Here is a 15,361-nt window from a genome sequence, read left to right as displayed (position 1 = left end):
GACCACCACCACCGCACTACCCGACACCCCCGCCGCCGCACAACCACCCACCCTGCCATGGGTCCTGACCGCCAGGAGCGAAAAGGCGCTGCGCGCTCAGGCGCGGCGACTGGCCTCGTACGTTCAAGCGCAGCCCGAGGCAAGGCCGGCAGACATCGGCTGGTCGCTGGTATCGGCCCGGTCGACGTTCGAGCACCGCGCAGTGGTCATTGCCGAGGACCGCGCGGATTTCGTGCGGGCCCTGAGCGGCCTTGCCGACGGCGAAGCCCTACCGGGTGTCGTGCGGGGCACAGCGGGCGAGGTCGACAAGACGGTGTTCGTCTTCCCCGGCCAAGGGTCTCAGTGGGCGCGCATGGGACAGGAACTGCTCGGCGCCTCCCCAGTGTTCGCCGAGCACCTGCTGGCCTGCGACGAGGCCCTGCGCCGCTACGCCGACTGGTCCGTCCTCGAAGTCCTGGCCGGCGCCCCCGGCGCGCCGCAGCTTGACCGCGTGGATGTCGTACAGCCGACCCTGTTCGCGGTCATGGTGTCGCTTGCGGCGCTGTGGCGGTCCCACGGCGTCGAGCCGGACGCCGTGGTGGGACATTCGCAGGGCGAGATAGCCGCGGCGTACGTGGCGGGCGCGCTGTCGCTGGACGACGCCGCTCGCGTGGTGACGCTGCGTAGCCAGGTGCTGCGGGCGCTGGCCGGCCGGGGCGGCATGATGTCCGTTCCGCTGCCGGCCGGTCAGGTACGGGACCGGCTGGCCGACTGGGGCGAACGGCTGGGGATCGCCGCGGTCAACAGCCCCACGGCGACCGTCGTCTCCGGCGATCCCACCGCGCTGGACGCATTGCGCGAGGCGCTGTCGGCGGACGGTGTCAACGCTCGCAGGATCCCGGTGGACTACGCGTCGCACTCTTCGCAGGTGACGGAGATCCGCCGGCAGCTTGTGGATGCTCTCGCTCCGGTCAGCCCGCGCACCTCGGACGTCCCCTTCTATTCGACGCTGACCGGGGGGCTGCTGGACACCGCTGAGCTGGGGGCTGAGTACTGGTACCGGAACCTGCGGTCCACGGTGAAGTTCGAGCAGGCCACCCGGAGCCTGCTGGACGATGGATACACCGTGTTCGTGGAGGCCGGCCCTCACCCGGTGCTGACAGCAGGTGTCGAGGAGACCATGGATGACGCCGGCAGCGGTGGCGTGGTCGTGGGCTCGCTGCGCCGGGACGACGGGGGATGGCAACGATGGCTGACCTCGTTGGCGCAGGCCCATGTCCGCGGCGTGTCCGTGGGGTGGGCGGAGCTGTTCGCGGGGTGTGCCGCCCGGCCGGTGGACCTGCCCACCTACGCCTTCCAGCACCAGCGCTACTGGACCGAATCCGCTCCGGTGACTTCGGGCGCCGAGCCGTCCGGCGCGGATGCGCCGGAATCCCGGTTCTGGGAGGCGGTCGAACGGCAGGACGCGCGGGGCCTGGCGGCTCTGCTGCCAGATGGTGACGGGGCGGCGTGGGACGGGCTGTTGCCGGCGCTGTCCTCCTGGCGACGTCAGCAGCATGACAAGGCCGTCGTGGACCGCTGGCGATATCGGACCGTATGGCGGTCGGTGTCCGTGACGCCGACGGCGGCGGGTCTGTGGCTGGCGGTGGTGCCGGCAGGATGTGCGGCCGACGGCGTGATCAACTCCTGTCTTGGCTGGCCGGACGGTCACCATACGCGGGTTGTCGTCGTCGAGGTGAGCGCCGGTGAGACCGATCGTGCCGTGCTCGCGGAGCGTTTGCGCAGCGCGCTTGACAACGAGTCACTCGATGGCGCGCCGGTGCGCGGCGTGTTGTCTCTGCTGGCGCTGGAACAGGCGGAACAGGCGGACGCAGGCCAGAGCACGGGTGACGGGCCCGCCACACTCACCGCGGGTCTGGCGTCGACGGTGGTGTTGTTGCAGGCCCTGGATGACGCCGACGTCTCGGGCAAACTGTGGTGCGTCACCAGGGGCGCGGTGTCGATCGGTCCCTCGGACCCACTCGGCGATCCGCTCCAGGCCCAATTGTGGGGACTTGGCCGCTGCGCCGCCCTGGAGCACCCGGACCGGTGGGGCGGGCTGGTCGACCTTTCCGGCCCGGCCGAGCAGCGGACAGCCGGTTTGCTGTGGGGGGTGATCGCCGGCTCGGGCGTGGAGGACCAGGTGGCGGTACGCGCTTCGGGCGTGTACGCCCGGCGGCTGATGCGTGCGTCGACGAGCGGGCCAGACCGGCAGCGGTGGACGCCACGGGGCACGGTACTGATCACCGGGGGGACCGGAACACTGGGCGCCCGACTTGCACGGTGGTTGGCACGGGGCGGTGCCGAGCACCTTGTACTGGTGAGCCGCAGCGGTCCTCAGGCGCCGGGCGCGGAGGACCTCGCGGCCGAGTTGGCCGAACTGGGAGCCCAGGTCACCGTGGCGGCCTGCGACGTCAAGGACCGTGCCGCCCTGGAAGGTGTGATTCAGGCGGTTCGGGCCGACGGTTCGACCATTCGGGCCGTCTTCCACGCGGCGGGGGTCAGCCAGTACGCGCCGTTGGCGCGCACGAACGCGGCGCAACTCGCCGATGTCGTCTCCTCCAAGGTCGCCGGCGCCGTCCACCTTGCTGACCTGCTGGACCCCGAACTCCTCGACGCCTTCGTCCTGTTCTCCTCAGGAGCGGGCGCGTGGGGCAGCGCCGAGCAGGGCGCCTATGCGGCCGCGAACGCGTTCCTGGACGCGATGGCGGAATGGCGCCGGGCACGCGGTCTGCCGGCGACCGCGATCGCGTGGGGCCCGTGGGCCGAAGGAGGGATGGCCGAGCCGGTGGCGGACCGTCTGCGTCGGCTGGGGCTGCCGGGGATGGCGCCGGAGCTGACGATCGCGGCGCTGCAGCAGGCACTGGACCGTGACGAGACCGCCGTCACGGTGGCCGACATCGTATGGGAACGGTTCGTTCCGGCATTCACCTCGGCACGGCCGAGCCCGTTGCTGGCCGACATTCCCGAGGCCGGCGACGCCGACCTCGCCCCGGTCGGGGCGGACAGCGGTCCGCAGTCCGACGAGCCGCCGCTCAGGCAGCAGCTGGGGGGCTTGTCCGATACCGAGCGCACTCGTCGCCTCTTGGAGGTGGTCCATACCCATGCCGCCACCGTGCTCGGCCATGTCGGACCTGACGCGGTGGAGGAAGGCCGCGCTTTCCGGGACCTCGGGTTCGACTCGGTGACCGCGATCGAACTGCGCAACCGGCTGAACGCGGTGACCGGGCTGCGCCTGCCCAGCACTGTGGTGTTCGACCATCCCACGTCGGTCGCGCTGGCCCGGTATCTGGACACGGCGATGCCGGGCGGACTGCATGAGGTGTCCGCCACGCCCGCACCGGCCACGGTGGCCGCCGGGCCCGCCAGCGGCCCGTCGTCCATCGACGACGACCCGATCGCCGTGGTGAGCATGGCGTGCCGGTACCCGGGTGACGTGCGCGGTCCGGAGGACCTGTGGCAGTTGGTGGCCGATGGGGTGGACGCGATCTCCGATCCCCCCACGAACCGTGGCTGGGACCTCACGAACCTGTTCCACGCCGATCCGGAGCAGCCGGGAACGTCGTATGTCCGCGAGGGCGGTTTTCTCCACGACGCCGACCGGTTCGACCCGGCGTTCTTCGGTATCAGCCCGCGTGAGGCGCTCGCGATGGATCCGCAGCAGCGGCTGCTGTTGGAGTCGTCGTGGGAGCTGTTCGAGCGGGCGGGCATCGAGCCGTCGTCGTTGCGGGGGTCCGCGACCGGGGTCTTCGTCGGGATGAGCGGGCAGACCTACGCCTCACTCGGTGACCCGGTCGGCGAGGAGGCCGAGGGCTATGTGCTGACCGGCACCCACGGTGGTGTCGCATCGGGCCGACTCGCGTACACCTACGGCTTCGAGGGCCCGGCGATCACCGTCGACACGGCGTGTTCGTCGTCGTTGGTGGCGCTGCACCTGGCGTGCCAGGCGCTCCGGCACCAGGAATGCGCCCTGGCCCTGTCCGCCGGGGTGGCCGTGATGTCAAGCCCCGGCCTCTTCATCGAGTTCAGCCGGCAGCGAGGCCTGTCGCCGGACGGCCGATGCAGGTCCTTCGCGGCGGGCGCGAACGGTACCGGCTGGTCCGAGGGAGTCGGCGTGCTGCTGCTGGAGCGGCTGTCGGACGCCCGCCGCCACGGTCATCAGGTCCTGGCCGTCGTGCGGGGTTCGGCCCTCAATCAGGACGGTGCGAGCAACGGCTTGGCAGCTCCGAACGGCCTGTCCCAGCAACAGGTCGTCCGGCAGGCGTTGGCCAACGCCGGGGTGTCGGCTTCCGACGTGGATGTCGTGGAGGCACACGGCACGGGCACCACGCTCGGCGATCCGATCGAGGCGCAGGCACTGCTCGCCACGTACGGGCAGGACCGCAGTGACGACAAGCCCCTGTGGCTGGGATCGCTGAAGTCGAACATCGGCCATGCGGCAGCGGCGGCGGGCGTCGGCGGGGTGATCAAGATGGTCATGGCGCTGCGGCACGGCATGCTGCCCAGGACGCTGCACGTCGACGCACCGTCCCCGCACGTGGACTGGTCGGCCGGCGCGGTGCGGTTGCTGACCGAATCGTGTCCCTGGCCGGAGGACGACGCACGGCCGCGCCGGGCCGGCGTCTCGGGGTTCGGGGTCGGCGGCACCAACGTCCACGTCATCCTCGAACAGGCGCCGACCGCGCAGGAAGACGCCCCTGTCGCGGTGACGTCGACCGACGGTGCCCGGCCACCGGCGGTGCCCTGGGTGCTGTCGGGCAGGACGCCCGGCGCCCTGCGCGAGCAGGCCGCACAGCTCGCGTCCCGCGTGGCGAGCGACGCGACGCTCGATCCGGTCGATGTGGGACATTCGCTGTTGTCCACGCGCGCGGTGTTCAAGGAGCGGGCGGTCGTCATCGCCGGGGACCGGCAGGGCTTCCTGGACGGGCTCGCCGCGCTGTCCGACGGTGACAGCGCGCCGAACGTCGTACGAGGCACCGCGCGCGCCGTGGGCAAGACCGTGTTCGTCTTCCCCGGCCAGGGTTCCCAGTGGCTGGGGATGGCGGCAGGGCTGCTCGACCACTCGCCGGTCTTCGCCGAGCGGATGAGCCAGTGCGCGCAGGCGCTCGCGCCGTGGGTCGACTGGTCGCTGCTCGACGTCCTGCGCTGTACGGAGGGGGCGCCGTCCCTGGATCGGGTCGACGTGGTCCAACCGGCGCTGTGGGCCGTGATGGTCTCCTTGGCCGCGCTGTGGCGGTCCTACGGTGTCGAGCCGGACGCGGTGGTGGGTCACAGCCAGGGCGAGATCGCTGCGGCGTGCGTGGCCGGCGCGCTGTCCTTGGACGACGCGGCCAAGGTGGCCGCGCTGCGCGCCCGCGCCATCACGGCGCTCTCGGGCCGTGGCGGCATGATGTCGGTGGCCGCGCCCGCCGACGATGTCGACAAGCGCATCGCCGCCCTCGACGGACAGGTGTCCATCGCGGCCGTCAACAGCCCCCAGTCCACCATCGTGTCCGGCGATCCGGAGGCCCTGGGCCGGCTCGCCACCGCCTACCGGGCCGAGGGCGTCACCGTCCGCGAGATCTCGGTGGACTACGCCTCGCACTCCCCGCACGTCGAGGCCATCCGCGACGACCTGATGATCTCGCTCGGGACCCTGGCGCCACGTGACGCGGACGTCCCGATGCTGTCCACGGTGACCGGCGAGTGGATCGACGGCACCCACCTGGACGCCGAGTACTGGTACACCAACCTGCGGCGCACCGTCCAGCTCGCGGGGGCCACCGCCGCGCTCGCCGAGCAGGGCTTCACCACGTACGTGGAGGTGAGCCCGCACCCCGTGGTCACCGTGAGCCTGCAGGAAACCCTCGACACCCTCCCCGACACCGGCCACGCCCCTCTGATCACCGGCACGCTGGTGCGCGACGACGACAGTCCCCAGCGGCTCCTCGCCTCGCTGGCCGGGCGATTCGTGGGAGGGGCCGCAGTCGACTTCAGGCCCGTGTTCGCGGGCACCGGCGCGGCGACCGTGCCGCTTCCCACCTACCCGTTCCAACGGCGACGGTACTGGCTCAGCACCGGTGCCCGCCCGGCGGGCATGGCCTCGTCCGACACGGTGGACGACACAGCGTACGAGGCGATCGGCGAGGACGATGCGCAGTCGACGGCGAGCGCCTGGCCCGACCGGATCCGTGCCGCCGACCCGGCCGCCCGCCCCGCCATGGCACAGGAGTTCCTTGCCCGCACCGTCGCGAAGGTGATCGGCTCGGACGTCACGGACCTCGATGTCCAAGAGCCGTTCCAGAGCCTCGGCCTCGACTCCCTGATGACACTGGAGGTCAGGAACGCCCTGACGCGGGACCTCGGCATCAGCCTGCCGCTGGTGGCGTTTCGGGAAGCACGGACCATCGCCAGGCTCCGCGACCTCGTCCTCCCCATGATCAGCACGTCGAGCGGGCTCGGCGGCGCCGACTCCGCCGCGCTGACGGGCAACGGCGACCTGCCCGCCGTCGTACCCGATCCCTCGGCCAGGTACGAGCCGTTCCCGCTGACCGACCTGCAACAGGCGTACCTCGTCGGCCGGTCGAACGCCTTCGCGCTCGGCAACGTCTCCACGCACTTCTGCTACGAGATCGATCTCGAAGCCGTCGACCTTCCCCGGCTCACTGACGCCCTGCGGCAGGTGATCGCACGGCACGACATGCTGCGGGCGGTGGTCACGCCGGATGGCTACCAACAAGTGCTTGAGGACGTACCTCCCTACGAGATCCCCATCGTCGACCTCACGGAGTGTGAGGAGCCGGAGCGAGCTGGTGTCCTGAAGGCCATCCGCGACGAGATGTGGGCCCAGGTCATCGACATCACGACCTGGCCGCTGTTCGACATCCGCGCGACCCGGATCGACCAGCGTACGACGCGACTGCACGTCGGTATCGACGCCCTCGTCATGGACGCCTGGAGCACCTCGCTCGTGTTCCGCGAATGGGCGACGGCCTACCGGGGCGACGCCCACCTGCTGCCCGAGGCCGCCGTCACTTATCGGGAGTGTGTGACGGCCCTGCACGCGATCGAGGACAGCGAGCCGTACCGCCGCTCACTCGCCTACTGGCGCGAGCGGATGGCGACGCTGCCCCCGGCTCCCGAACTGCCGCTGGCCAAGGACCCGTCCTCCCTTGACAAGCCCGAATTCACCCGCAGGTCCAGCCGCCTGACGGCGGACGACTGGTCACGCTTCAAGGCGTACGCCGCCGCGGCGGGCATCACGCCGTCGGTGGCACTGTGCACCGCCTACGCTCAGGTACTGGCGGCGTGGAGCAAGTCCGAGCGTTTCACTCTCGATCTGCTCATCGCCAACCGCCAGCCGCTGAACGTGGACATGGGGAACGTGGTCGGCAATCTCACCACGACCGTCCTGCTGGAAGTCGACAGTCGCTCCACCGACGGGTTCACCACGCGGGCGAACCGCGTCCAGGAACAGATGTGGAGCGACATCGACCACAGCCACGTCAGCGGCATCCGGGTTCTGCGGGAGATGAACCGTGCCCGGGGCGGGTCAGCCAACGTCACCGCGCCCGTGGTCTTCGCCAGCACCGTCAACTTCGCCGCCCGCAAGGACGCGGCCGCTACGAACGGGATCGCGCGCCACCTGACCACACTGGGAGAGTCGGGTCGCGAGGTGTGGAGCGCGCTGCGCACCCCGCAAGTGTGGCTGGACCACCAGGTGGTCGAGGACGAAGGCGCCCTGCTCCTCAACTGGGACTCCGTCGACGAGATCTTCCCCGAAGGGCTGATCGACTCGATGTTCGCGGCCTACGTCGACGTCCTGCGCGAACTGTGCGAGGCCGAGGGCTCCTGGCAGCGCCCGGCCCCCCTGCTGACACCGGCCGCCGAGCTGGCCACCCGGCAGGCGGTGAACGCTACAGCGAGCCCCATGCCGGACGAACTCCTCCACCAGGGCTTCGTCAGCCGCGCGGCCTCCACGCCCCAGCGCACCGCGGTGATCGCCCCCGAACGCACGCTCACCTACGGCGACCTCGACCGCGTCTCCAACCGGCTCGGCCATTGGCTGCGCGCACGCGAAGCCGGTCGGGGCACGTTGGTGGCCATCGTGATGGAGAAGGGCTGGGAGCAGGTCGCTGCCGCCCTGGCCGTCCTGAAGTCCGGTGCGGCATACGTGCCGATCGACGCGGACGTGCCGCCGGAGCGGCTCCGTCTGCTGCTCGACAGCGCCGGCGTCCGCCACGCACTGACCCAGTCGCGGGTCGAGACGCGCAGCCAGTGGCCGGACGACATCGCCGTGCTCAGCGTCGACGGGCCGGACGCCGACGCGCTCCCCGACGAGCCACTGGCCTCGCTGGGGACGGCACCCGACGACCTCGCGTACGTGATCTACACCTCGGGCTCCACCGGTGTGCCCAAGGGGGTGATGATCGAGCACAGCGGCGCGGTGAACACGATCCACGACATCAACGAGCGGTTCGCCGTGACGGAGAACGACCGGGTACTCGCGCTGTCGGCGCTGAACTTCGACCTTTCCGTGTACGACGTCTTCGGGATGCTGTCGGCGGGCGGAGCGATCGTCATTCCGGAGCCGCACGCACACCGGGAGCCCGAGCGATGGATGACGCTCGTCGTGGAGCACTCCGTCACCGTGTGGAACAGCGTCCCGGCTCTCATGGAGATGTTCACCGACCACGCGCTGGGCAACGGCCGGGAGAACCACCTCCCACTGCGCCTGGTCATGATGAGCGGTGATTGGATTCCCGTCACGCTGCCCGACCGCATCCGCGCGCTGTGCCCGGACGCCGAGATCTGGAGCCTGGGCGGCGCGACCGAGGCGTCCATCTGGTCGATCCTCTACCCGATCCGGAGGGTGGACCCGGCCTGGCCGAGCATCCCGTACGGGACGCCGATGCGAAACCAGCGGTTCCATGTGCTGAACGACGCGATGCGCCCCTGCCCGGTCTGGGTCCCCGGCCAGCTCTTTATCTCCGGCGCGGGTCTCGCCCGCGGCTATCTGGGCGACGAGGCCAAGACCCGGTCCAGCTTCGTCCGCCACCCCGCCACCGGCGAACGCCTCTACCGGACCGGCGACCTGGGCCGCTATCTGCCGGACGGGAACATCGAGTTCCTGGGCCGCGAGGACTTCCAGGTGAAGGTGCGGGGCTACCGGATCGAACTCGGCGAGATCGAAGCCGCGCTGCTGAGGTGCCCCGGCGTACGCGCGGCGGCGGTCTCCGCCGTCGGCGAGCGCCAGACGGCCAGGCGTCTCGTCGGCTACGTCGTCACCGACGACCGCGCCTACGACACCGTGACCGATCTGGACAAGGCGCTCAGGCACCAGCTGCCCGAATACCTGATCCCGCAGCACCTCATCGTCCTCGATGAGTTGCCCCTGAGCGCCAACGGCAAGGTCGACCGGTCGGCGCTGCCCGCCCCCGACGCCAAGGCCGGCGCCGACGACGCGGTCATCGCTCCACGCAACGAACTGGAGAGGCAACTCGCCGATATCTGGGGGGAGTTCTTCGACGCCCGCCCCGTCAGCGTGAGCGCCGGCTTCTTCGACCTCGGCGGCGACTCCATGCTCGCGGTGCGCCTGATGGCGCGTATCCAGACCGAACTGGGCCGTTCCCTGCCGCTGGCCACGCTCTTCAGCAGGCCCACCATCGAACTGCTCGCCGAGGCGCTGCAGGAGGCCGACGCCACGGAGGCCACCCGCCGCGAGGCGCTTGTCCCCATCCGCTCCATCCACCCTGAGGAAACCCGACCACCGCTGTTCCTCGTGCACCCGGTCGGTGGTGACGTGCTGTGCTACGCCGAACTCGTGTCACTGCTCGACGAGGCACAGCCCTGCTACGGCCTCCAGGTCCCCGACACCGACACCCCGTTGACGACGGTCGCCGAGCTGGCCGCCCACTACATCCGGGCGATGCGGACGGCCGCGCCCCATGGCCCGTACCGGCTGGGCGGCTGGTCGATGGGCGGCGTCATCGCCTTGGAGATGGCCGGTCAGCTCGTGCGAGCGGGAGAGCCCGTCGACCTCGTCGTCGCCGTCGACCTGCTCGAACCGCCGGGCCCCGCGCAGGTTCGGACGGTCGACGACGCGTCACTGGTGTCCTGGATCGCCAGGGACCTCGCCGGACTCGCGGGCGTGGCATGGGAACCGAACGCCGATGACTTCCGCCAGACGGGCAGGGAGCCGCTGGAGATCCTCTACGACGAGGCGCGCCGGGCATCCGTGCTGCCGCCCGACGTCGACATCGACACACTCGGGCGCATCGTTGAGAAGTTCTCGTGCAACGCCCGTGCACTGCTCGCTCACGAACCGATGCCGTACGCGGGGCGGGTCGAGTTCTTCCGTGCGTGCGACGGCGGCGCGTCCGAGGAGACCACACAGGCATGGCTGGCTCTGTGCCCCGGCGAGACCGTCGCGACCGCTGTGCCCGGCGACCACTACACCGTGATGCGACGCCCGCACCTCGACCGACTGGCCGACCGGCTCGGCGCGGTGCTGGAGCCGACGGGACACGCCGAGGAGCACACCGAAACCCGCGCACAGGACGGAGACCACCAATGACTCTCAGCTTCGGCGCCTTCCTCCCTTCCTTCCACACACTGGGGGAGAACCCCACGACCGCCCTGTGGCGGGACCTCGAACTGATCGAGTGGCTGGACACCCTCGGTTTCGATGAGGTGTGGGTGGGTGAACAGCACTCCGGTGGTTGGGGGTTGATCAGTTCCCCCGAGGTCTTCCTGGCCGCCGCTGCGGAGCGGACCCGCCGGATCCGGCTCGGCACCGGCGTGGTCAGCCTCCCGTACCACCATCCGCTCTCCGTCGCGGAGCGGATGGTGCAACTGGACCACCAGAGCAGGGGCCGAGCCATGCTCGGCATGGGCTCGGGCGCCTCCCCTCTCGACGCCGATGCCCGCGGTATCAGCCCCCGTGACCAGGGGCGGATGATGGCCGAATCGGTCGATGTGCTGGTTCGCCTGCTGACCGGTAAGGAGCCGGTCACCCACATGACGGACTGGTTCGAGCTCCGGGACGCCGCCTTGCAGTTGCGGCCGTACAGCACCCCCTGCTTCGACATGGCCATCGCGGCGAGCGGTTCGGACCGCGGCATGCGGCTGGCGGGCCGGTACGGCCTGAGCTCGCTCACGTCCATCGGGCGGCCCGGCGCGGCGGACCCGCCGCTCGCCGATCTGTGGCAGGCGGCCGAAGGCGAGGCTCACCGGCACGGCACGACGGTGGACCGGTCGGCGTGGCGCGTGAGCATCGCCGCCCATGTCGCGGAAACCCGTCAGGAGGCGTTCGCCCAGGTGCGGCCCGGCATGAGCCGGTGGTTCCAGGAGTACATCAAGGACACCGCGCGCGTCGCGGTGAAACTTCCCGCAGGACGCGAGGCCGAAGCGGCAGTCGAATCCCGAATCGCGATCATCGGCTCGGTCGACGACGCCGTCCAGGCGATCGAGCAGCTGCTCAAGGAGAGCGGGGGCTTCGGGACCCTGCTGGTGAACACTCAGGACTGGGCGTCCCGGGAGCACACGAAGCACAGCTTCGAACTCCTCGCCCGCTATGTGGTTCCGCACTTCAACGCCTCACTGGAGGGTCTGCGCGCCTCCCAGCGCCACGTCGCCGAGAACATCGGTCGCTTCTCGGCCAAACCCCAGGGATCAAAGACGTGACCACGACGCTGCCCACGGCGAAGGGAACCGGGCCGGTCGTCGCCGTGGTGGCGAGCCTGGCGCAGTTCATGGTGGTGCTCGACACGTCCATCGTGAACCTGGCGTTGCCGTCCATGCGCGCAAGCCTCGGCCTGGAAGGCGGCACCCAGGAATGGGTGGTCAACGCCTACCTGCTCGCCTTCGGCAGCTTGCTCCTGCTGGGCGGCAGGGCGGGAGACGTGTTCGGCCACAGCAGAGTGTTCCTGGCCGGCATCACCGTGTTCTGTACGGCGTCTCTGCTCGGTGGGCTGGCGCACGACGGCCAGACCCTTGTCGCGGCACGCGCGGTCCAGGGCGTGGGCGCCGCACTCATCTCGCCCGCGCCGCTGGCGTTGATCTCCCTCGCGTACCCCGACAAGGCCGCCCGGACCAGGGCCGTAGCGGCGTGGAGCGCCACCACGACCGCGGCCCTCAGCTGCGGTGTGGTCATCGGCGGCCTCCTCACCCACAGCCTCGGCTGGCGGTGGGTCATGTTCGTCAACGTCCCCCTCGGCGTCTGCATCGCGCTCGCGGGTATCGCCTTCCTGCCGCGATCCCCAGGATCCGGCACCCATGCCCGTCGGCCTCTGGTCGACTTCCGGATCCTGCGTCTGCCTGGTGTCGCCGGAGGCAACGCGGCCATCGTGCTCGCGGGTGCCCTCCTGACCTCCTCGATCTATTTCATCTCGCTCTTCCTGCAGGAAGTGCGCGGGTACGATCCGCTGCACACGGGGATCGCGATGCTCCCCATGACCATCGCCATTCCGGTCGCGTCGCTGCTCGCTCCGAAGCTCATCCGTGCCCTCGGCCGTCGCCGCACCCTGTGCGTGGGCGCGCTGGCCGAGGCCGCGGGATTCGCCTGGCAGTCCCGGTTCGCGCCCCAAGGGTCCTTCGTGTGGGACATCTTGGGGCCCGGCATTCTGATCGGCCTCAGCATCGGCGTCATCGGCCTGCCCGTCACCACCATCGCCATGTCCCACATACCGAGCACCGATACCGGATTCGCCTCCGCCCTCACGGGAGCGAGCCGGCAGATCGGCGGCAGTTTCGGTGTCGCCGTACTGTCGGCGGTAGCGGCTGCCAACGCCACCGGTTCGTCACCCGCGGCCACCACACACGGGTACTCGATCGCTCTGCTGGCCGGGTCAGTACTGGCCCTCTCCCTCGCGTGCCTGTCCTGGACCTTGCCACCGACTGAAAGCAGCAGGTGCTCGACCATCTCTTCATCGGCTTAGATGGGCTCTGCGACAACTCGCTGCGCGAGTGATGAACAAACAAGCGGTAGGCGGACGAGGCCGCCGTGAGCTTCCCATGTCGCACAGCCTGGAAGCACTTGAAGGGGTGGTGGAGCGGGGCGGGACGATCACAGCGGGGCTCGTCCCTACCCACCTGGGATCACCAAGCAGATCATGGCCGAGATGATCGCGGACTTCGTCCGGGGCTGCTGCCCTGACATCACCATGGACCTGGTCCACGAGTACCTGTCCGCCACCGAAGACCTCACCGACCGACACGACATCGTGATCGGCGGCGGCGTGTGAAGCCCTCCGCCGCCCGGCTGGCCGACTGAGGTGCTCGAAGCGATCACCTTGGCCCCCCATCGGGCAAGCCGCACAAGCAGGCCGTGTGCTCACTGATCAGCGCCCGTCAGCGGTGACGTCGCGCCGGTTCCGGCGCGACCGCAGGGGTAGGTGAGCCGGCCCAGCCCACTGCCGAACGGAGATTCACGCCGTTCGGCAGTGGGCTTGTCGCGGGTCCGGGCGATCGGCGCGGGCGAGCGCGGCAGCCGACGCGGGGCGTCCCGTGCGCCGTTGGCCCTGTTGAGCATGAACATGCCAGGATCAGCCGGGCAGCCGTGCCGCCGTCTGCTCGGCCCAGGCCTCGGCGCGGCTCCTGCGGTTCTCACGCACTGTGGGGGGTACGAGTTCGTCGACCACTTCACGGGTGGCCGGATGGCGGAAGGCGTAGCGCAGGGCACCCGTGGCCGAAGGGTGCCGGGAGCGGCGCAGGAAGTCGCGGCGTTCGAGGTGGTCGAGCCAGTACGCCGCTTCGGCGCAGTCGAGTCCGCCGACCGCGGAGACGCCGTCGGCACAGCACACGCCGCCGAGGGCGGAGGCGTCGACGAGGACGGCCTTGGCGACGGGCGGCAAGGTGTCGAGGTGGGAGGCGATGACTTGCCGTACGTGGCGCGGTAGTTGCGGCGGTCCCGCCGGGCGGTCCAGGGGCACGGAGATCAGTTCGCGCGCGTACTCCAGGGCGTACAGGGGGTTGCCCCCGATGCGGGCGAGCAGGTCGCGCCGGAGGTCAACGGTCAGGTCGCGACCGGTGGGGGCGAGGAGAGCGTCGAGCAGGGCGGCCGTGGAGGTCCCGTCGAGGGGATCGAGGGTTAGGGTGAGGCCGTCGCGCCGGCCTCCTCCCCAGGTGGGCCTGCGGTCGAGGAGTTCGGGGCGCGCGGAGACGGCGACCAACAGCGGCACGGGGCCCGCGGCGTCGGCGAGTTCGGTGATGAGGTCCAGGACGGGGTCCGGCGCGCGGTGCACGTCCTCCAGGAGGAGGAGGAGGGGGCGTTCGGCGGCGAGGCCGGTGAGCAGCAGCCGCCAGGCGGTGGCGAGGCCGGGCCATTCGGCGGGAGCGGGTGGCTCGGTGCGCAGCAGCGGGGCGAGGCGGTCGATCAGCCAGGCGCCGCGGTCACCGGTGCCGCACAGGGCGTGGACGGTGCGGGTGAGGGCGTCGCGGTCGGACTCGTCCTCGTCGCGGTGGGTTCGGGTGGCGGCGGCCAGAGTGCGTTCCAGTAGGGCCAGTGGCCGTTCGCAGTCGTACCAGGAGCTGTGGCCGGTGACGACACCGTAGCCGTGCGGGGAACGGCGGGCGAGACGGGACAGCTCGTCGCCGAGGCGGGTCTTGCCCGCGCCGGGCTCGCCGAGGACGGTGACGAGGCAGGGCCGCTGCTTGCGGACGACGTCGTCGAGCACACCGCGCAGTTGTTCCGTCTCCCGGTCCCGGCCGACCAGCGGGGGCGGTGCGCCCGCGTCGGCGGGGCGTGGGCCGAGAGGTTCACACGCGCCGTCGGGCCCGGCAGGGCCGTAGGCGAGGGCGCGTTCGCTGCCGGCGCGGGTCGTGGCGCACACCCGGATGCCACCGGGTGGCACTGTCTGAAGGAGGTCGGTGCAGCTCTTGGGTACGGCGCCGTTCACGACGGGCACCGCGCCGGTGCCGTCGGCGGCGCAGGTCACGACGACCTCGCCGGTGGCGACGGCCACGCGGGGCGCGGAGCGGCCGTGGACGGGGACGGGGCCGCCGCCGCCGTACTGGCGCAGTCTGCGCAGGATCGCCAGGCCGGCCCGGACGGCGCGTTCGGCGTCGTCCTCGCGGGTGCGGACGACGCCGAACAGGGCGAAGGTGACCGGGCCGAGGACGCCGGAGACCTTGCCTCCGTGCCGGGCGACCTCGTCGCGTATGGCGGCGGCGAGGTCGCCGGACAGCCGGGCCGCGTCCTCGGGGTCACCGCCCAGCCCCTTACCCAGGGTGGTGCGCACCAACAGCATCGACAGCTGTTTGCGCTGCTCGGTGAGGGCCCCGGCAGGTGCGGCTGGGTATGAGGGGCTCGCAGCGGTGGACGGGGCGGGGACCGTCGGCGGGGCCGTGTGCCGGGGTTCGTGGC

At 70.9% G+C, this 15,361-nt stretch carries 5 protein-coding genes; 4 read left to right on the top strand and 1 reads right to left on the bottom strand.

The window, feature by feature from the left end:
- From FNH08_RS53180 to FNH08_RS53175, 4 genes are all read left to right on the top strand, one after another.
- Positions 1 to 10,573, top strand: a 10,573-nt coding sequence (locus FNH08_RS53180) for a non-ribosomal peptide synthetase/type I polyketide synthase (protein WP_152773846.1), incomplete at its 5' end; no start/stop codon positions are given.
- On the top strand, positions 10,570 to 11,682 hold the full coding sequence (locus FNH08_RS25255) for an LLM class flavin-dependent oxidoreductase (protein WP_152773845.1): 1,113 nt from the start codon (positions 10,570 to 10,572) through the stop codon (positions 11,680 to 11,682). The genes FNH08_RS53180 and FNH08_RS25255, both read left to right, overlap by 4 nt.
- On the top strand, positions 11,679 to 12,935 hold the full coding sequence (locus FNH08_RS25250) for an MFS transporter (protein WP_152773844.1): 1,257 nt from the start codon (positions 11,679 to 11,681) through the stop codon (positions 12,933 to 12,935). The genes FNH08_RS25255 and FNH08_RS25250 overlap by 4 nt, the downstream gene beginning before the upstream one ends.
- Positions 12,936 to 13,109: 174 nt before the next feature.
- Positions 13,110 to 13,241 (top strand): hypothetical protein, encoded by a 132-nt coding sequence (locus FNH08_RS53175; protein ID WP_265579793.1) that lies wholly within the window; start codon positions 13,110 to 13,112, stop codon positions 13,239 to 13,241.
- Positions 13,242 to 13,541: 300 nt separating this feature from the next.
- On the opposite strand, the gene FNH08_RS25245 is transcribed toward FNH08_RS53175, so the two are convergent.
- Positions 13,542 to 15,361 (bottom strand): ATP-binding protein (locus tag FNH08_RS25245; protein WP_228034336.1); only part of this gene is annotated, 1,820 nt, incomplete at its 5' end.

The sequence above is a fragment of the Streptomyces spongiae genome (genome assembly GCF_009377185.1).
In the GTDB taxonomy this organism is placed as follows: domain Bacteria; phylum Actinomycetota; class Actinomycetes; order Streptomycetales; family Streptomycetaceae; genus Streptomyces; species Streptomyces spongiae.
This window is presented reverse-complemented; position numbering and strand designations above follow the sequence as displayed.

Excerpts from the sequence above, each read along its gene's own strand:
- FNH08_RS53175 (WP_265579793.1), top strand. The coding sequence starts at position 13,110 with ATGGCCGAGATGATCGCGGACTTCGTCCGGGGCTGCTGCCCTGACATC.
- FNH08_RS25255 (WP_152773845.1), top strand. The coding sequence starts at position 10,570 with ATGACTCTCAGCTTCGGCGCCTTCCTCCCTTCCTTCCACACACTGGGG.